Below are 19068 nucleotides of genomic sequence, written 5' to 3'. Positions count from 1 at the left end.
GAATGCTACCATACTGCATGCTTAAATCAATTCGTAAACATTTATCACTCCTCAATCGCATTTTAAAATATGCGGTTAGTTTTGCTGCGTTATTTTATATAGGTTACAGAATTGTAACTATTTCTTTTAGTGCCATAGATATATATACGTTTTTAAATCCTGTTTCTTTTTTACTGATTGTAATTTGCTCTTTTGGAAATTGGACTTTTGAAATTTTAAAATGGAAAATTGTCATTCAGACTTTTGCTCCAATTTCTTTTAAAAAAGCTGCTTATCAAACACTGGTTGCCTTTACTTACGGATTAATTACTCCTTTTAACTCTGGAAATTATTTAAAAAAAATATTATTCTATCCCAAAAAAAACAGCAAACAAATTGTGTTTTTAAACCTGAGTAAAGGAGTCTATCAAATGCTAACCACTCTACTTTTTGGAAGTTGGGGAGTTTATAAATTGATAGAAAAAATAGACACCAGAGCTTTCAATCAAAAAACATTTTTAATAGCGACAGCCCTAGTAGGTATTGTTGTTGGTTTTATTTTTAGGAAAAAAATTATACAACACATAAAAAGCATACCTATAAATGTTCATATTCAATTGTTTGTGTTTTCTGTTATTAAATTTATTTTCTTTTCTTTTTTGCTGATGGTATTGTTACATCAATCAACATTAAACACAACCGAATTGTATGCCGGGATTTGTGCTGTATATTTATTAAGTTCTTTATTACCCATTTTAAATATTTTAGATTTTGCTATTAAAGGAAGTGTGGCTTTATTTGTCTTAAATCCCATAGGATATTCCCAAGCCTCTATTTTAATTGCCTATTTTATTTTATGGATATGTAACCATGCAGCTCCAGCTATTACAGGAAGTTTATTACAATTTTACACCTCAAAAGAAAACTAATGATTATTTTACTCCTATACACTTTCTTAATTATTTGTTTTGTGGTTGGCTTAATTTCTTTGTCTACATTAAAAATAGATATCACTATTCCCCAACAAAAATTTAGCATCCTTATTCCGTTTAGAAACGAAGAAGATTCTTTAGAAACACTTTTAAAAAGCATTGAAAATTTAGAGTATAACTCCGATAATTTTGAAATCCTTTTAATTGATGATAACTCTACAGACAAATCTGAATCGATTGTAAAAAAATGGCAACAAATAATACCCAACATTCATTTATTAAAAAACAAAAGAAAAAGCAACTCTCCTAAAAAAGATGCTCTGCAAATAGGTATTAAAACCTCTTCTTTTGATTGGATTATCACCACCGATGCAGATTGTATATTGCCTAAAAATTGGCTACAAGCCTACAACACCATTATTCAACAACAACAAAGTTTATTTGTTGCAGGTCCTCTTGTTTTAGAAAATAAAAAAGGATTTCTATATCAATATCAATTGTTTGATTCTTTAAGTTTGTTAGGTGCTACTTTGGGTAGTTTTGGACTAAAAAACCCTATAATGTGCAATGCTGCAAATATGGGATTTCATAAAACGGCTTATTTACAACTTCATAACAACACAAAATCTAACATAGCTAGTGGAGATGATATTTTTACCTTAGAATCTTTTGTAAAAACAAACCCAGCAAAAGTTCACTTTTTAAACACCACAGAAGCTATTGTTGTTACAAAACCAGAAACAAGCTGGAAAGCAGTTACACAACAACGTATTAGGTGGGCTGCAAAAAGCACACATTACCAAAGTATATTTACCAAATTGGTAGGTTTGTTGGTATTAGTGACTCAATTAACCTTATTAATTAGTCTTTTTCACCAACCTTTATTAGCCGTGTTTTTATGGATTTTAAAAATTGGAGTTGATGGAATTTTACTGTTTATAACTACCGAAAAATTAAATCAAAAAACGAATTTTTGGAACTATTTTCCTATTGCTATTTTATATCCGTTTATAAATACTTATATAGGCATTAGAGCTTTATTTGGTGGCTATACTTGGAAAGATAGAGTATTTAGAAGATAAATATCAAACCTGTAATCAAAAAAAATATGCAAAACCAACTCATGCCATTCATAACTCCTTATGCTATAAGTATCATTTCAATTTTAATGGGAGTTATTATGCTAAAATTCCCTCCTAAACACATAAACATGTTTTATGGATATAGAACTAAACAATCAATGTCTAGTATATTTAATTGGAATTTTGCTCAAAAATATTCAGCAAAAAAAATGATCCAAATAGGAGGAATACTATTACTCATCTGTATAATTGGATCAATGCTTAAAATACCTGAAAGAAATTATAAAATCGTTATCGTAACAGGTATTGTTATTGGAGTCATCTCTTTAATTTTAGTCCTTCCAATAACCGAATACAAATTAAAACACTTAAAGAAATAGTTTAATATTTTATTTTCCAAAAAACTGAGAAACTAAGCCATCTGCATTTTTTAATAAATACAACACAACAAACAATACTACTACCAATAAAATTACTCTTAGTCTATTTGGCTTTTTTCTTTTTAATCTAGAAAACTCTGTCATTTTATACTGTTTTTGTTCCTCTTAACATTTCTCTTTTTCCTGGAGGACCAGGCAATCTTTCTACTACAAAACCTACCGTTTGCATAGCTCTACGCACACTTCCTTTAGCAGCATAGGTTACTATTTTCCCTCCGGGTTTCATGGCTTTGAACATAATTTCAAAAATTTCTTCAGACCACAATTCGGGCTGTACTTTAGCACCAAAAGCATCAAAGTAAATTAAATCAAAAGTGTTTATATCTGTAATATTATGAAAAAACATTTGACGTTTGGTCAACGTAAAATTATCTGTAACTTTTTGAGGTTTGTTCCAAGGAGTTAAGTGCATTTCTTCAAACTTGTGCGATAAGTTTCTTGTATCTAATTCCGACACATAATTTAACGCCAACAATTCATCTTCTCTTACCGGATACGCTTCTACTCCAACATAATTAATTGTACGAGTTTCTTTGGCTGTTTCTAACAATGTAATAAAGGCATTTAGTCCCGTACCAAAACCAATTTCTAAAATAGAAATATCGTTTTTTTCCACAGCTTTATACCCCATCTCTATAAAAACATGATAGGCTTCTTGTATAGCTCCATGTGTAGAATGATAACTTTCATTCCAACTGGGTATATGAATGGTGGTAGACCCATCCGATGTAAGAATAATTTTTCTTTTCAAAACGATTGAATTGTTGCTGCAAATATAGGTATTATATTTCATCGTCAATTGTGTTAATGATTGATTGTTTAATCAGTCTTATTTATTTAACAAAGCCTATTCTAAATCACCTTTATCTTACATTCATCAACTAAAAAAAACAAGAAAATCCTCTTTAAAATACATCCCATAAAAACCCATAACTAAAAAGTATTTTTATTGCATACATTACAATTTTTATATTTACTTTTGTTCTTCTATAAATATTTTTTTACAAACGAAATCATGGGAATTAACAACCAGAACATCACGATTACAAAATCTACAACTACAAAAATTAATGAGGTAGATTTTAACAACTTATCGTTTGGAGAAAACTTTACAGATCACATGTTTGAATGTGATTATATTGATGGAAAATGGACAAATGCACAAGTGAGACCTTACGGTCCTATTTCTCTAGACCCATCTGCTAAAGTTTTTCACTACGGTCAAGCAATTTTTGAAGGAATGAAAGCCTACAAATCTGTTGATGGTGCCGTCTGGTTATTTAGACCTGAAGAAAATTTAATCAGATTAAACAAATCTGCTATACGTTTGGCTATTCCAGAATTTCCTAAAGATTTATTTTTTGATGGAATGGAAATTTTGTTAAATATTGATAAAGAATGGATCCAAACTTCTGAAGGAAGTTCGATGTACATCCGTCCTTTTATTATTGCTACAGAGGAAGGAGTTTCGGCTTCTCCAGCTAAGCGTTATAAGTTTATGTTTATTTTATCTCCCGCACAATCTTATTACAGCGGAGAGGTAAAAGTATTATTTGCTGATAAATATAGCCGTTCTGCTAGTGGTGGTGTAGGTTTTGCAAAATGTGCGGGTAACTATGCCGGACAATTTTATCCTACTAAATTAGCAAACGATGCTGGTTATCAACAAGTAGTATGGACAGATTCTAGCACACACGAAAATTTAGAAGAAGCAGGAACAATGAATGTTTTCTTTAGAATTGGTGACACGCTAATTACGGCTCCAACATCTGATAGAATTTTAGATGGTATTACTCGTAAAAGTGTAATTGCAATTGCAGAAAAAGAAGGTTATAAAGTTGAAGTAAGAGATATTTCTGTATATGAAGTTGAAGATGCTGCTAAAAACGGAACCTTACTAGAAATGTTTGGTGCAGGAACAGCTGCCGTAATTAATCCTATTGTTAGTTTTAACTTTAAAGGAAACGATTACAATCTTCCTAAATTAGAAGATAGTTATGCTTCAAGTATCAAAAAGAAAATTACCGATATACAAACAGGTAAAGTAGAAGATCCATTTGGATGGAAATATGCTGTAAGATCTATATAACCAAATCGACATATAATTAAAAGAGCCTTTATAGGCTCTTTTTTTGTAAATTTGTACCTCAAAACTATTTTTAATGGACACTTTAGCTCAAGCAAAAGACAACTTAAATAAAAAAGGATTTTTAGATATCGATACCCAAAGCAATACCGATTATGTTGCTGAAATTAATCGACTAAAAAAAGAAAAAAACGCTGTAATTCTAGCACACTATTATCAAGAAGAAGCCATACAAGATATTGCAGATTTTGTAGGAGACAGTTTACAGTTAGCACAAGAAGCAGCTAAAACTAGTGCCGATATTATTGTATTTTGTGGAGTGCATTTTATGGCAGAAACCGCTAAAATATTAAATCCAAAAAAGAAAGTTTTATTACCCGATTTAAATGCGGGTTGTTCTTTAGCAGACTCTTGTCCGCCAGAAGATTTTAAAGCATTTAAGGCAAAGTATCCAGATCATAAAGTAGTTACTTATATTAACTGTTCTGCAGAAATTAAGACCATGAGTGACATTGTTTGTACGTCTTCTAATGCCGTAAAAATCATCAACTCATTTCCTGAAGATCAAAAAATAATATTTGCTCCCGATAAAAACTTAGGTGATTATTTAAATAAAGAAACAGGTAGAGACATGGTTTTATGGGACGGTGCCTGTATGGTACACGAAGCTTTTTCTATCGAAAAACTATTAACCTTAGCTTCTGAACATCCTGATGCTGAAATTATTGCACATCCAGAATCTCCTTCACATATTTTAAAAACAGCAAGCTATATTGGTTCTACTGCTGGTTTGTTAAAATACGCTAGAGAAAGTAAAAATCACAAATTTATTGTGGCTACCGAAGCTGGTATTTTACACGAAATGATTAAACAAGTACCTAACAAAGAATTGATTCCTGCTCCATCGGAAGAAGACAACAGTTGTGCTTGTAGCGAATGTTTTTACATGCGTATGAATACCATGAAAAAATTATTCTTATGTTTAGAACACGAATTGCCTGCCATTGAGGTAGAAGAAAAATTAGCAGCAGCTGCATTAATTCCTATCGAGAAAATGTTAGCGCTTTCTAAATAACAATATGATTAAAACAGATTTTTTAGTTATTGGATCCGGAATTGCAGGACTTTCTTACGCTTTAAAAGTAGCTAGTTTTCACAAACAAGCAACCATTACTTTAGTTACAAAAGCACAAAAAGAAGAAAGCAATACCAAATATGCACAAGGTGGTATTGCCACTGTAACCAATACAGACATAGACTCTTTTGAGCAACACATACAAGATACACTTATTGCAGGTGACGGTTTGTGTGACGAAGAAGTGGTTAGAATGGTGGTAGAAGAAGCCCCTAAACGTTTAGATGAATTAATTGCTTGGGGAGCTCAGTTTGACAAAACCAACAAAGGAGATTACAGTTTAGGTCGAGAAGGAGGACACTCACAAAACAGGATTTTACATCACAAAGATATTACAGGGTACGAAATTGCTCGTGCTTTGTTACAAAAAGTAGAAAACACTCCTAACATTACTTTGTTAGAAGATCATTTTACTGTAGATTTTATTACAGATCATCATATACTAAGAGCACAAGGTCACGAAAAAACAGTTACTCACAGAGACCATATTACTTGTTACGGTGCTTATGTTTTAGATGAGGCTACACAAGAAATAAAAACCATACAGGCAAAAATCACCTTATTAGCTGCTGGTGGTAGCGGACAAGTGTATAGAACCACCACCAATCCTAAAATTGCCACAGGTGATGGTATTGCCATGGCTTATAGAGCTAAAGCTAAAATTCAGGATATAGAATTTATTCAGTTTCATCCAACAGCATTACACCAAGAACCTGCACAATCTCCTGCTTTTTTAATTACCGAAGCCGTTAGAGGTGAAGGTGGAATTCTTAGAAACAGCAACGGAGAACGTTTTATGGAACGTTATGATGACCGTTTAGAACTAGCTCCTAGAGATATTGTTGCAAGAGCTATTGATACCGAATTAAAGATTACAGGTGAAGATTATGCTTACTTAGATTGTACACATATAAACCCAGAACATTTTATAAATCACTTTCCTAATATTACCGAAAAATGTAAATCTATTGGGATTGATGTTCACAAAGATTTTATACCCATTACTCCTGCTGCTCATTATATTTGTGGAGGAATTGCTGTTAATAAAAACGGACAAACTTCTATAGAGAACTTATATGCTTGCGGAGAATGTTCTAGAACCGGATTGCATGGTGCAAATAGATTAGCCTCTAACTCTTTAATAGAAGCTATTGTGTATGCACATAAAAGTTTTAAACACGGGACTTCTATTTTTAATTCTTTAGAATTTAGATCCGATATTCCTGGTTGGGATGACACCAACACTTCTAAAAACATAGAAAACATTTTAATTACGCACGACAGAAAAGACATCCAGAAAATAATGAGCAACTATGTAGGTATAGTCCGTTCTGACATTCGTTTGCAAAAAGCTGCCAACCGTTTAGAAATTTTATATCAAGAAAATAAAGAGTTGTACAAAAACGCAAAACTTTCTGTACCCATTTGTGAATTGCGAAATTTAATTACCAACGCACACCTTATTATACAAGCATCTATGGAGCGTAAACAAAACAAAGGAGGTTTTTACAATCAGGATTGTGAGTAATTTTAGCTTTTAGATAAAACCTGATTTTTGTATTTTAAACACGAACTCAATGTCGGCTAATTGTCAGTAATTTTTGTACAACAGGTTTTACAAGTTCCTTCTGCCAACACATTTAGTTTTTCTATGTGTATATGCTCAAAACATTTTACATACTCTATAGGCAATGCTGGTAGTTTTATCACCTTATTGCATGTTTTACATTTAAAATAAGAATGTTGTACGTGCTTTTTTAATTGCTTGTTAAAAATATAATTAGTGACCCTGTTAGAGTCTATAATTTCATTCACAATATTTTTTTCAGAAAACGAGTACAACATTCTATACAAACTTACCCTGTTTATTTTATTCTTAAAATTTCCCTCTAAATCTAAATGCGTTAAGGCACGGTTAGATTGTATCATATAATCTAATACCTTACACCTATGAGAGGTAGCTCGTAAAGAGTGTTGCTTTAAAATATTTCTGGCTTCCACAAATTATTATTTAGGATTCATCAGTTTAAAAAAATCATTTCTTGTGTTAGCATCTTTAAAAACTCCTGCGTATTCTATAGTAGTTGTTTTAGATGTTTTATCGTTAATCCCTCTGCTAGACACACATAAATGCTCTGCTTCTACCACCACAATTACATTGTCTGTATCTAATACTTCTTTTAATTCGTTAAATATTTGCAAACTCATACGCTCTTGTACCTGAGGTCTTTTTGCATAATAATCTACTACTCTATTAATTTTAGACAATCCTATTACTTTTCCGCTAGATACATACCCCACATGAGCTTTTCCTACAATAGGTAAAAAGTGATGTTCGCACGATGAATTAAAAGTAATGTCACTTTCTACCAACATTTTGTTATAATCGTACTTATTGTCAAACACAGATAGTTTGGGTTTGTTGGCGGGGTTTAATCCCATAAACAATTCTTTTACATACATTTTTGCTACTCTATAAGGAGTTCCTTTTAAACTATCATCGGTTAAATCTAACCCCAACTCTTCCATAATTTTAGAAAAATGTTGTTGAATGGCTTTTATTTTTTCTTCATCAGATTTTTTAAAAGCATCTGATCTTAAAGGTGTTTCTAAAGAAGTCATTTGATGACTGTCTCCCATTTCTTCAAAATTTTTATTTTCCACCTTTTTATTTTTTAAAATTTATTTGTCAATTCGTTTTGCTCTACAATCTTTTAAAATGTAATTAAAATGCTCAATATCATCTGCATTTAAGTACAAAGTTCCGGTAACCACTAACACGTCATCTGTTTTAAAATTAGCTGCAGATGCCAATTGTATTTCTACAGCAGTTTCGGGGCCACCTTCTCCACAAAAGAAACAGGAAGACATAGGTCCTTTAGACAATACATATAATTTTCCTTGAGGATCTACATCTAAAAAATATCCTTTGAGTTGTACTTGTTTTCCTTCTAAACTTTTTACCGAGACAGAAAAATGTGGATATAAAAAAGTTTCTTTCAATGCAGGAAAATACTTTTCTGTAAATTTTACCTTTGCTAAATCTTGCCAAGTAATAGTTTGTTGCCCAAAACTCACCGAACAAACTCCCAAAAACACTATAAGAATGATTTTATTTTTCATGACTTAACGTTGTTGAAATATTCATTTTTACAATAGGATATATAGCCAGTAACACAGATAAAACAACCACGGTAAAAACCAAGCTTCCTAACTCTAAGTAGTCTGTAATAGCAAGATCTTGAATACGAGTTTGTTGGTAGTTAGCATTTAGTATAGAAAACATAAAATAAAGACCTCCCTTTGCCATCGCTATTCCTAACAAAAAAGCAATAGATACAATGGTAAAAGTTTCATAGGCTATAATTTGCAACAACTGAAGATTACTTGCTCCATAGGTTCTAAAAAGAGCTAGGTAAAAACGCTGCTCTTTGATCATTTTGTAAATACTAATGAAAATAATAAGGCTAGAAACTAAAAAGATAACATAGGCAATTACAGAAATAATTGTAAATCCTACTCCTGTATATTCATACAATTTATCTAATTCATATTTTGGCAATGCTGCCTGCATATTGGTGTTTTTATTAATTCTTTTAGGCATTGTTAAAAGCCCTGTAGGAGATTTAAAAGTCACTAACAAAGAGGTTATTTCTTTTTCAGAATGATGTTCTGTTTTGTGGTAGTGCTCCCCATCATCATGATGATGTTCTTCTTTTTCATGATGATGAACCTCCCAAATACTTTCTAAATCCGTTATAATTAATCTATCTATTACTTTGTTAGTTTGTTTGTAAATACCCACAACGGTTAAATATTCCGAATGAACATCTAGATCATTTTCTAACAGACCATGAGAGCTTAAAAAAGTATCCCCTAACTCTAATTCTAAATTTTTAGCAATATCATGTCCTAATACCACTTCCATAGCTTTGTTTACCTCACGTCCTTTATCTAACACTGCATTGTAAAGACTAGCAAACTCTTTGGTGGTTCCTACAATTTTATATCCTTTGTAATTATCACCATAAGAAATAGGAATGGCCGTTTTTATCAGTCTACTCTCACCAATTTTTTTGGCATCGTTGTATAGAATATTCCCTGTAGGATTGTCCATATGTAAGACTGATGACAACACCAATTGTAGTGGACTTCCTTTAGCTCCCACCACCATATCTATCTTTTCAATATTATTATTTACTTGATATTGAAATGTTTTTTTTAGTTGCTGAATTCCTAAAAGAAGCATACTACTTAATGCCAAGGTAAATATACTCACAAGTGTATAGCCTTTTTTGCTTTTGATGTTTTGTAGGCTTATTTTCCAGATTCTCATAATGTAAGGGTATTAGAAAATAATGACTTTACTCTTTGATCGTGTGTAATTACCACAAGATTAGCATTGGTCTGCTCCGCTTTTTTTTTAAGTAGTTCTATTACTACCTTACAATTGTCATCATCTAAACTAGATGTAGGCTCATCTGCCAAAATAATTTTAGGATTGTGAATTACAGACAATGCAATGGCCAATCTTTGTAATTGTCCTTGACTGAGTTCATTTATATAATGTTTTTTAAGCTGAATTAAACCCAATTCTTCTAACAAGACATCAATCTTTTTAGGGTCAACAGGTTGTTTGCTAAAAAAAAGACGAGCCTGTAAGTTTTCTAAAACAGTTAAAGAATTTACGGCATGATTACTTTGAAAAACAAGCCCTATATTTTGTCCTCTAAAAGCATCTAACTTTTGATGAGACAAAGAATGTATAGACACATCATCAATCTTAACAGTTCCTTGAGTAGGTTGTAATAAACCTGCTAATATATGTAACAACGTTGTTTTTCCTACTCCAGATTTTCCTAAGACAAGTAAATTTTCTTGTTCTTTTAAATGGATATTAGGGAATTTAAAAACGTGTTCTTTGGTTGGGTATTGAAACGTAAGATTGTTTATTTGTATCATATAAATTTATAGGTTTTCTTTTTATCTAACAATAGGCCATTGGTCTTTTTGAGGGAACAATTCATTTTTCCAAACTGAGACTTCTTCATCCGTTAGCAAGCACTTTTCTAAATGAGTTCTCATTTTTTCTTTTTCTATGTGTTGTCCTATAAATACTAGTTCTATTTTTCTGTCTCCAAAAACAGAATCCCAATCACTTTCTAACTGGTCTTTGTTTTCATGAAACATCGGATGATTGATTCGCTCACTATACGGCATAGATGCCCACCAATCTCCTGCAGAATCTGCCTTGCAAGAACCACCAGCAGAACTCCACACCAAGGCTTGCCCAGATCTTGATGCCATCCAAAACAACCCTTTACTACGTATAATATTTTGTGGAAAGTCTGTATTTAAGTAGGTTAAAAAACGCTCTGGATGAAACGGTTTTTTACTTTTAAACACCATAGAACCAATACCGTATTCTTCGGTTTCTGGAGTATGTTCGTTTTCTAGTTCTTTGATCCAACCTGCAGAAGCTTCTGCTTTGTCATAATCAAACAAACCTGTATCAATAACCTCTTTTAAGGCTACGTTAGATTGATTGGCAAAAATAATTTTAGCTTCTGGGTTTAGTTTATGAACAATACTTTTTAGTTCTTCTAACTCTTCTTTGGTAACCAAATCCATTTTATTAATGATAATGACATTGGCAAACTCAATTTGATCTGTTAACAAATTAACAATCGTTCTATCATCTCCATCAATATTGGTAAGTTCTCTAGTGGCTAAATAATCAGCGCTAGAAAAGTCTTTTAAAAAATTAAAAGCATCTAATACGGTAACCATCGTATCTATATAACTAAATCGACTTAAATCTATAGTACCATCCTCACTTTCAAACGTAAATGTTTGGGCAACAGGAATAGGTTCGCTAATACCTGTACTTTCTATTAGTAAATAATCAAACTTATTTTGAGCCGCTAATTTTTCTACCTCAACCATTAAATCTTCACGCAACGTACAACAAATACATCCGTTAGACATTTCTACTAGTTTTTCTTCGGTTCTAGAAAGTGTGTTTTCATTTTCTATAAACTGAGCATCAATGTTTACTTCGCTCATATCATTTACAATAACAGCCACTTTTAAGCCCTGCTTATTATGTAAAATATGATTTAATAATGTGGTTTTTCCTGCTCCTAGAAAACCGCTTAAAACAGTTACGGGTAATTTTTTCATTGTCTTATTTTACTCTACAATTTTTATATCTATAGAAGTTCTAGACTGCCAACCTGTTTTATCTGTTACAGAATAAGCACAATGATAATCACCAGTATCAACATCATCAGGAATAGTAATGCTGATGTTTATTTCATAAGCCGTTAACCCTTCTGTAATCGTATAATTTTCTACATGTAAATAAGGATTTACAGATGATTTAATAGCTCCCAAATCACATTCTGTAACTTGGTCGTCATGTGTATGGTGGTCAAAATTATGATGAATATCTAGACTATAAGCCGCTAATTCTTTGTTGTCTGTAACCTGAGCTCTAAAGCTATACGTTTGTCCTTTTGTTAATTGAGTACAACCCTGAGGAAAACCATTGGTATAATTTACACTAATGGTTGGTTTTTCTTCATCTTTATCAAAACCGTCATCACTTGTACAGGCTATAAAAAGCGATGCTACAAGAAAATAAAATAAATAATTTTTAATAATTTTCATACCTTTTGTTATTTAACCCTTGTCACTTTAAAAAGCGACAAGGGTTTTAATTTGTGTTTTATGCTTTAGTAATTGCTCCCTCTTTGGTAACATCTATATGAGTTTCGTACTTTTGAGTATTCCCATCTTCATCTTTAACTGTAAAAATAATGTGGTATTCTCCTGCAGGTGCAGTAGCAGGAACATCTATGTGTTCATGGAATTCTACTTCTGTTTTTTCATGGTACTTATCCTCAAACTCTTTTTCAAAATCCCATTCTACTTCTCCTTCAGCAACAGTTAACCCATGCGCATGTACATCAACAGAAACATTGTGAATACCTTTAACAGCATTTATCATGAACTCTGCATGAAAATCATCTCCTCTAGTTACAGTAGTATCTACAGAAGGCTCACTAATGGTAATAGGTTCCATTATATCAACATGTCCTTCTACTTCAGTGCTTTTTCCATCTTCATCAGTAACTACTAATTCTACGTGGTATTCACCAGCAGGAATGTTACTTGGAATGTCAATATGCTCGTGAAATGTTGGATTTAGAACTAAATATTTTTCGTCTGTAAATACTTTTTCAAAATCCCACTCTACTTCATCGTCACCTGGTTCTACATCATGCGTATGTACAGAAAGTGAAATACTTGCTATTTTTACATCTGAAGTAATTGTTGCTTCTAAATGCATGTCAGATCCTTTGTAAGCATATGCTTCTTCTTCATGGTCATGATCTTCATCCTCTCCATGATGACCTTCTCCATATTCAAACTCAGAAATAACAGGACCTCCTAATTCAATACTATCGTCGTCGTTATTACATGATTGAAAAGTCAATGCTAAAAAAGCAATGATTGCTAAAAATTTAAAATTTGTTTTGATACTCTTTGTTTTCATTTGATTTAATTTTAATGATTGTTATTAATTATTTATTTTAAAAAGGTATTGTTAGTGATAAGGATATATTTCTACCCGCTTCCGGCACATCTATCAACCTATAAAAACTGGTATGGTTAAAATATTTGGTATTGAATACATTATTTAATTTTACACGTACATCCATCGGATTTTCATTTTTAAACACATCCATTTTAGAGATAAAAGACATATTTAATACCTGAAAACCATCTGTTATTTCTTCTGGTGGCACAATTTCTTCTTGCGATGCTGTTATTCTATAATCTGCCATAAATTGTGGTTTCTTAAAAAACAAAAAGTCTTTAAACTGATAGTTTGCAGAAAACAATACTGATAAGGGTGGTGAAAATGGTAATGTAAAATCTTTTTTAGGCCCACTAGTTTGTCTAGAGTATACATATTCTACAGAAGTAGTTAACTGCAAGTTTTTATAAAGGTTTACACTAGCTCTAGCCTCTCCCCCTATTCTAAAAACTTTGCTTTGCGTGTATTCATAAATTTGCAAAGTTTCAAAATAAGTAGGTGTTGGGTTTAAATAGATGTAGTTATCAAACAGATTTACAAATGGGCTAACCCCAACACTAAACAGTTTTGTGGTATGGTCTACCTCTACATCTAATTGATATGATACCTCTGGATCTAAATCTAAATTTCCTCTTTCGTAACGATACATGTGATAATTAACTCCGTCTGATGCCAACTCACTTGCCAAAGGCATTCTAAAACTTCTACCAACATTTAGTTTATAACTCGTTTGGTTTTGAATGTAACTAAGTCCTACAGAAGCACTCAAGTTGCCAAAATTTAGACTTTTGTTTTGAGCTCTTTGCAAATACACATCAGAAGTAGAATTGTCTTCATTTCTTACTGTAGAAGGATACCAATCGTAATAAGCCTTGGTGTCTACTTTACCAAAATCATAACGCATTCCCGCTAAAAAATGTAAGTCTGAATTAATTTCAAATTGGTCATAAGCAAATACACCCGCAGTAAAACGATCATATTCTGGAATTAAAAATCCCCACCCCCCAATATTATTATCTTGATACTCCATGTTTACCCCCAACACCACATCGTGCTTTTTATTAAGTGTAAACGAATCTTTTACATTTAAAGAATACGTGTTCTTTTTAAACACACGTTCTTTTGAACCCGATGGTTTTGGCATGTAACCATGAGCGGTTGGCTCTGTATGTTCTTCTCTGTGGTTGTTCTGAAAACCTACATCAAAAAACAAGGTATGATTCCCAAAATCTAAAGACGTATTGTTGGTAATTTTAAAATGATTTACGTTATGAAAAGGCAAATCAATATCTCTATTAGAACTGTCATAATCTATTTTTGATGTTCTTACCTCTAACCCATGTGCATTGGCAAAAAATCCGTTTTTAGCATTTACATTACTAAACACTGTTTCCGATTTTATGTTTTTAGCAACATAACCAACACTAACACTTCCATCTATTTCTTTACCTGCTGTATTTCTTAGGTTATTATCGTGCAATTCAAAAATGTAATTTTCGTAATTAATTTTATTTGTAGGAACTTTATAATCTGCATAATCTCTGTAAGTGAATCTCCCACGGTAAAACCATTTTTCTTTTCTAGACTCTATTCCAGTAGATATTCCCAACAAATCGTTATTACTTTCTCCCAGTACATTAACCTCTCCCTTAAAAGAATGCTGTAACGGAATTTTATTTGGCTGAATGTCTACCACTCCCGCAATAGCATCAGAACCATATAATAAAGAAGCAGGCCCCTTTATTATTTGAATGTTTTCTATTCCTTGCTGATCTATTTCTAATCCGTGGTCATTTCCCCATTGTTGTGCTTCATGTTTTATTCCGTTCTGAACCACCGCAACTCTGTTAAATCCTAAACCTCTAATTACAGGTTTAGATTGCCCAGAACCAATGTTAATAGTACTAACTCCAGGTATTTTACTTAAAGTTTGCATTAAACTATTCTCTCTATTTTTATCTAAAAAATCTTTAGATACAGTTTGAGAAACCATTGGTGTTTCTAAGGCTTTTCTTTGTTTTGATTTTGCAGAAATATTTACTTCCTTTAAATCTGTAGAAGCTTGTTTTAAATAAATTTTAACAGCGTTTTTATCGTCATCAGCATGTACAACAACGGTTTTGCATGCATAACCTAAACAACACACCTCAAAAGAACAGGAATCTGTGTGTACATGATCTATAACAAACTCACCATTTGTTGATGATATAGACAATAGGTTTTTACCTATAATATTGGCTCCAGCTATAGGAGTTAATGTGTTTTCACTAACAACAACTCCTTTTATTTGAGATGTATTTTGTGCAAATGCAATTGAATATAGGCTACAAAGCAACCATATACTCAGTGTTTTATAAAACATAATTGGGTATTCTAGAATTTTTAAACAAATTCCCTGCATAAGGGAAAATTCAAAAACCTATACAGCGATGTACAAAGACTCTATTTTTTGATGAGCTAACCATTGTAGTATTTCTTGTGTTTTAAGAAAACTAGGTTTTAGAAGTTTTGCAACAACTAAAAAATCGTTAAATCAATCAAACAATAAACCGTGTAGTGTATAGGGAAACTTATAATAAGAAAGGTGGAGGTCTAGAGAAAAGTTGATCTGTAGTAATAGTGGTTAAAAAACTAAAAATGTAGTCTATAGTCTTTTTTTCACAAACAACTAAGTCTGTGTTTTCAACACTAAAATCTTCAACATCGGGAGAAAGTATAGGTATTAAATTGTATGAAATCGCATATTCACAAACAACACATTGCTCTTCGTGCTCATCATCTATATGAATCAGTGCATGTAGTCCTGCTATTTTCATTAAAAAAAATAGAGCAAGAAACAAGAAAGTAATGCTATTTTTAATACGATTCGGTTTCATTAATTAGCGAGCTGATATAGTCTAAAAAGATTAAGATTGATGTTTACGGCAGTCTTCCGTATTTAATAATTTCCAATTAGAATAATGAGCCCATGAAACAAAAGAAGCTCCAACAACTGTATTTACAATTTCGAACAACTCCGTTAAATTTAGCCTACCCAAAGCAATAAACAAAAAACCTATACTAGCAAACAACAGAGGCTTTGTATGATGATGCACTTTTTTATAACTAGGTAATAAAGAAAGCAGAACAAACACAAGTCCTAAACTTACAAATGTCCATTCAATATATGGGTTTTCTAAAAAATGTAGACTACTTAAAGATGAAAACGAAAGTACTACAGGGATAGCCGCACAATGCACCGCACAAATTAATGAACTGGAGAATGCTATTATATCGATAGTGTTATTTTTTATTTTCATTTTTTATAAATTTGTTTTCTAAACCATTATTTAAAAACTTCGTCAGAAAGTTCTTTATTAATCATTGCTCCTGCTATATTTCCTGTAGCTACTGAATATGCAACCGACCTTATTGGAGTAGAGTTATCTCCACAAGCAAACACACCATCAACAGTAGTTTGTTGCAATGAATTAACCGTAATGTGTCCTTGTTCCGTTAGTTCACACCCTAAATCTACTGGAATTAAAGTATGTTGTTCAAAAGGAATTACGGCATACATTGCAGAAAAATCTTGTTGGGTACCATCTTTAAAAATTACTTTTTCAACATGTCCTTTTTTGTGCTCTATTTCTACAATTTCTTTCTCCGTTACTGCAATATTATACTCCTTAAGTTTTTTTAATTGCCCCTGATTAAAATTCATTTCCCCATTGGTTAGCATGGTTAAATTATTGGTAAGATTCTTTATTAAAGGAATACGGTCTAGTGCTTCATTTCCATTAGCTATAATTGCTGTTTTTACAGCTTTATGTTCATATCCATGACAATAAGGACAATGTATTACAGAAATCCCCCAACAATTAGAGAACCCCTTTATATTAGGCATTATATCTTTAATTCCTGTTGCTATAATTATTTTTTTAGCAACAAGCGTTTTTCCTAATTCTGTTTTAACCTCAAACGTATTTGTTCCTTTTTTAACACTTACTGCAAAATCATTTAAAAATGATACCGAATTATATTTTTGCACTTGTTCTTTAGCTATTGTGGCTATTTCTTTAGGTGTTTTACCATCTTGCGTTAAAAAATTTTGTGAATGTGGTGTTTGCCTATTGCATGGCTTATTATTATCTATAACAAGAACTTTTCTTAAAGAACGACCTAATGCCATAGCGGCAGAAAGACCAGAATAACTACCTCCTATGATAACAACTTCAAAAAAATTATCTTCTTTCATAAACTTAAATTTTCAACTAAGTAATTCACTCTTTACTTCTAAAGCAACATAGTCGCATTAAATAGTTTGCAAACATATTATATATTTTATAATATTGCAATAGAATCGCAATAATAATTGCAAACATATCGCATTAACATGAAAAGAAGAAGTACTCCAACAAAAGAAGCTGTTTTAGATGTGATTACTAAGACAGGAAAAGCAATGAGTCAAGATGCGATTGAGAAAAAAATAAACATTGATATAAACAGAGCAACTATCTACCGTGTTTTAAATCGTTTTTGTGAAGATGGAGTTTTGCATAAAGTTGTTGCTGAAGACGGTAAGCAATACTTTGCATTATGTTTAGATTGCGACAATATCCATAAATCTATCAATCATTTTCACTTTAGATGTGTTAAATGTGAAACCATAGAATGCCTTCCTACTGAAGTTAATTTTTCGATTCCAGACAAATACACTGTTCAAAATGTTAATTGTGTTTTAACAGGTACTTGTAAGGATTGTTTTTAATCTAAAAAAAATAAAAAAGCTTATCGTTTTACAAACACTAAATTTTAAACATAAAAAACCTTCAAGTAAAGGTTTAAGGTTTTTGAGGAGAAAGAGGGATTTTGTCCCAAGATTTCTCTTACAATATTTTGCAAATGCTTAAGTCTTAAAAAGCAAAAAAGCACTCAAGTAAAACTTAGTGGTTTTTATTTTTCAAGCTTTGCGCTTGATTGCAGAGAAAGAGGTATTTGTACTCCTCTTTATTATGCTAGTGTTTTCAAGGATTTCGCTGTAATATGTTTCAATAGGTCACTATCAAATATCCATAAAGAACATTAAACTGTATCTGTAAATAGTACAATAAATCCTTGAAATCACAAGAGTTAAATCCAAATAGCGAACTACTTAATGAACTTGTTTTTAACAAAAAAAAAGACTATTTAAGAGGTTTAACTCTTAAACTATTATCCAACAACTATCAAAAGGTTTACTTCCTCAAATTTAAGCCCTGTATATTGGCAAAATTCATCAATAGAAATGAACTCATACTCTTGCTTTTTAAGGTGCTTTTTGATTATCAATTTGAAATGAAAGATCTGTTCTTGTAAATCGGTTTTAGATGCATCGTGATTTGATTTATACGGTTTGAAAGAGTGTACCTCAACATTCTAAATGTATAATCAAAAAATGAAAAATTATGACAAGACAAAAAGACATAATTAAACTAAAAGGTACTATTGGAGATATTACCTTTCACAAAACCAAAGATGGTCATTTGGCACGTGAAAATGATTCTGAATTTGGAAGGGCTGGTAAAGCAGGTAAAGTACTACAAACTGCTCTGAGGTTACTCCTGTTGAATACTTCTGATGGTAGAATGGTTAGTAGATTGACATAAACTATGGTAAAAATGATTCAAGCAGATAGCACAAGTGAACGTGGATTGCGTAACGTAATTGATGATAAAGCGGCATTTTCATAAGCTCACCAACAAACCAATCTAATTGACTACATTGTCTCCACGCATCCCTAATTTTAATATTCCTTCAAATCTAGGATATGACATACCAGGAGCATAA

Annotated in this window: 21 protein-coding genes and 1 pseudogene; 8 read left to right on the top strand and 14 right to left on the bottom strand. The window is 31.9% G+C overall.

Annotated elements, in window-relative coordinates; all coding sequences use genetic code 11:
• The first annotated feature begins 17 nt into the window (after window positions 1-17).
• Genes FHR24_RS15125 through FHR24_RS15115 form a run of 3 tightly spaced genes read left to right on the top strand, consistent with a single transcriptional unit; the run spans window position 18 to window position 2373 of the window.
• Window positions 18-908, top strand: coding sequence for a hypothetical protein (locus FHR24_RS15125; protein ID WP_167190910.1), 891 nt, complete (start codon window positions 18-20; stop codon window positions 906-908).
• Window positions 908-1993, top strand: coding sequence for a glycosyltransferase (locus FHR24_RS15120; protein WP_167190907.1), 1086 nt, complete (start codon window positions 908-910; stop codon window positions 1991-1993). The genes FHR24_RS15125 and FHR24_RS15120 overlap by 1 nt, the downstream gene beginning before the upstream one ends.
• A gap of 41 nt (window positions 1994-2034) precedes the next feature.
• Window positions 2035-2373 (top strand): SdpI family protein, encoded by a 339-nt coding sequence (locus tag FHR24_RS15115; RefSeq protein WP_167190904.1) that lies wholly within the window; start codon window positions 2035-2037, stop codon window positions 2371-2373.
• 9 nt (window positions 2374-2382) lie between these two features.
• On the opposite strand, the gene FHR24_RS15740 is transcribed toward FHR24_RS15115, so the two are convergent.
• Both FHR24_RS15740 and mnmD read right to left on the bottom strand, forming a co-directional pair.
• Complete coding sequence (locus FHR24_RS15740; RefSeq protein WP_262886531.1) at window positions 2383-2517, bottom strand: hypothetical protein; 135 nt, start codon at window positions 2515-2517, stop codon at window positions 2383-2385.
• Between the two features lies 1 nt (window position 2518).
• A complete protein-coding gene (mnmD, locus tag FHR24_RS15110; RefSeq protein WP_167190947.1) occupies window positions 2519-3184 on the bottom strand; it encodes a tRNA (5-methylaminomethyl-2-thiouridine)(34)-methyltransferase MnmD in 666 nt (221 codons plus the stop codon).
• A gap of 264 nt (window positions 3185-3448) precedes the next feature.
• On the opposite strand from mnmD, the gene FHR24_RS15105 reads away from it, so the two are divergent.
• The 3 genes from FHR24_RS15105 to nadB all read left to right on the top strand — a co-directional run bounded on the left by FHR24_RS15105 (window position 3449) and on the right by nadB (window position 7182).
• Window positions 3449-4522 (top strand): branched-chain amino acid aminotransferase, encoded by a 1074-nt coding sequence (locus FHR24_RS15105; RefSeq protein ID WP_167190901.1) that lies wholly within the window; start codon window positions 3449-3451, stop codon window positions 4520-4522.
• A gap of 73 nt (window positions 4523-4595) precedes the next feature.
• Window positions 4596-5594: a quinolinate synthase NadA gene (gene nadA / locus FHR24_RS15100; RefSeq protein WP_167190898.1), complete on the top strand. Its 999-nt coding sequence runs from the start codon at window positions 4596-4598 to the stop codon at window positions 5592-5594.
• A gap of 4 nt (window positions 5595-5598) precedes the next feature.
• Window positions 5599-7182 (top strand): L-aspartate oxidase, encoded by a 1584-nt coding sequence (gene nadB / locus FHR24_RS15095; protein ID WP_167190895.1) that lies wholly within the window; start codon window positions 5599-5601, stop codon window positions 7180-7182.
• Between the two features lie 56 nt (window positions 7183-7238).
• Here the strand turns inward: nadB and FHR24_RS15090 are convergent, their stop codons facing one another.
• The 12 genes from FHR24_RS15090 to FHR24_RS15035 form a co-directional block, all read right to left on the bottom strand.
• Complete coding sequence (locus tag FHR24_RS15090; protein ID WP_167190892.1) at window positions 7239-7655, bottom strand: Fur family transcriptional regulator; 417 nt, start codon at window positions 7653-7655, stop codon at window positions 7239-7241.
• 6 nt (window positions 7656-7661) lie between these two features.
• Window positions 7662-8318 (bottom strand): GTP cyclohydrolase I FolE, encoded by a 657-nt coding sequence (gene folE, locus FHR24_RS15085; protein ID WP_317166212.1) that lies wholly within the window; start codon window positions 8316-8318, stop codon window positions 7662-7664.
• Between the two features lie 18 nt (window positions 8319-8336).
• Complete coding sequence (locus tag FHR24_RS15080; protein ID WP_167190889.1) at window positions 8337-8777, bottom strand: hypothetical protein; 441 nt, start codon at window positions 8775-8777, stop codon at window positions 8337-8339.
• Window positions 8767-9990 carry an ABC transporter permease gene (locus FHR24_RS15075; protein ID WP_167190886.1) on the bottom strand — a complete coding sequence of 408 codons (1224 nt, stop codon included), beginning with the start codon at window positions 9988-9990 and terminating at the stop codon, window positions 8767-8769. Before FHR24_RS15075 ends, FHR24_RS15080 begins: the two co-directional genes overlap by 11 nt.
• A complete protein-coding gene (locus FHR24_RS15070) occupies window positions 9987-10616 on the bottom strand; it encodes an ABC transporter ATP-binding protein (protein ID WP_167190883.1) in 630 nt (209 codons plus the stop codon). Before FHR24_RS15070 ends, FHR24_RS15075 begins: the two co-directional genes overlap by 4 nt.
• 21 nt (window positions 10617-10637) lie before the next feature.
• Window positions 10638-11837: a GTP-binding protein gene (locus FHR24_RS15065; RefSeq protein WP_167190880.1), complete on the bottom strand. Its 1200-nt coding sequence runs from the start codon at window positions 11835-11837 to the stop codon at window positions 10638-10640.
• A 9-nt stretch (window positions 11838-11846) separates the two neighbouring features.
• Window positions 11847-12326 carry a DUF4625 domain-containing protein gene (locus tag FHR24_RS15060; RefSeq protein ID WP_167190877.1) on the bottom strand — a complete coding sequence of 160 codons (480 nt, stop codon included), beginning with the start codon at window positions 12324-12326 and terminating at the stop codon, window positions 11847-11849.
• Window positions 12327-12384: 58 nt separating this feature from the next.
• Window positions 12385-13215 (bottom strand): DUF4625 domain-containing protein, encoded by an 831-nt coding sequence (locus FHR24_RS15055; RefSeq protein ID WP_167190874.1) that lies wholly within the window; start codon window positions 13213-13215, stop codon window positions 12385-12387.
• Between the two features lie 37 nt (window positions 13216-13252).
• Window positions 13253-15661: a TonB-dependent receptor gene (locus FHR24_RS15050; RefSeq protein WP_243846572.1), complete on the bottom strand. Its 2409-nt coding sequence runs from the start codon at window positions 15659-15661 to the stop codon at window positions 13253-13255.
• A gap of 169 nt (window positions 15662-15830) precedes the next feature.
• Window positions 15831-16076 (bottom strand): hypothetical protein, encoded by a 246-nt coding sequence (locus tag FHR24_RS15045; protein ID WP_167190871.1) that lies wholly within the window; start codon window positions 16074-16076, stop codon window positions 15831-15833.
• 90 nt (window positions 16077-16166) lie between these two features.
• Window positions 16167-16559, bottom strand: coding sequence for a MerC domain-containing protein (locus tag FHR24_RS15040; protein WP_167190868.1), 393 nt, complete (start codon window positions 16557-16559; stop codon window positions 16167-16169).
• A 26-nt stretch (window positions 16560-16585) separates the two neighbouring features.
• Window positions 16586-17497: an NAD(P)/FAD-dependent oxidoreductase gene (locus FHR24_RS15035; RefSeq protein ID WP_167190865.1), complete on the bottom strand. Its 912-nt coding sequence runs from the start codon at window positions 17495-17497 to the stop codon at window positions 16586-16588.
• A 138-nt stretch (window positions 17498-17635) separates the two neighbouring features.
• Between FHR24_RS15035 and FHR24_RS15030 the strand changes: the two genes are divergently transcribed.
• Together FHR24_RS15030 and FHR24_RS15025 are read left to right on the top strand one after the other, a co-directional pair.
• Window positions 17636-18010 carry a Fur family transcriptional regulator gene (locus FHR24_RS15030; RefSeq protein ID WP_167190862.1) on the top strand — a complete coding sequence of 125 codons (375 nt, stop codon included), beginning with the start codon at window positions 17636-17638 and terminating at the stop codon, window positions 18008-18010.
• Between the two features lie 676 nt (window positions 18011-18686).
• Window positions 18687-18959 (top strand): annotated as a pseudogene (locus tag FHR24_RS15025) (hypothetical protein); the annotation flags it as partial.
• Between the last annotated feature and the right edge of the window lie 109 nt (window positions 18960-19068).

Source organism: Wenyingzhuangia heitensis, from assembly GCF_011762155.1.
GTDB lineage: Bacteria > Bacteroidota > Bacteroidia > Flavobacteriales > Flavobacteriaceae > Wenyingzhuangia > Wenyingzhuangia heitensis.
The sequence above is the reverse complement of the archived record's forward strand: the minus strand, read 5'-3'. Positions and strand labels throughout refer to the sequence as shown.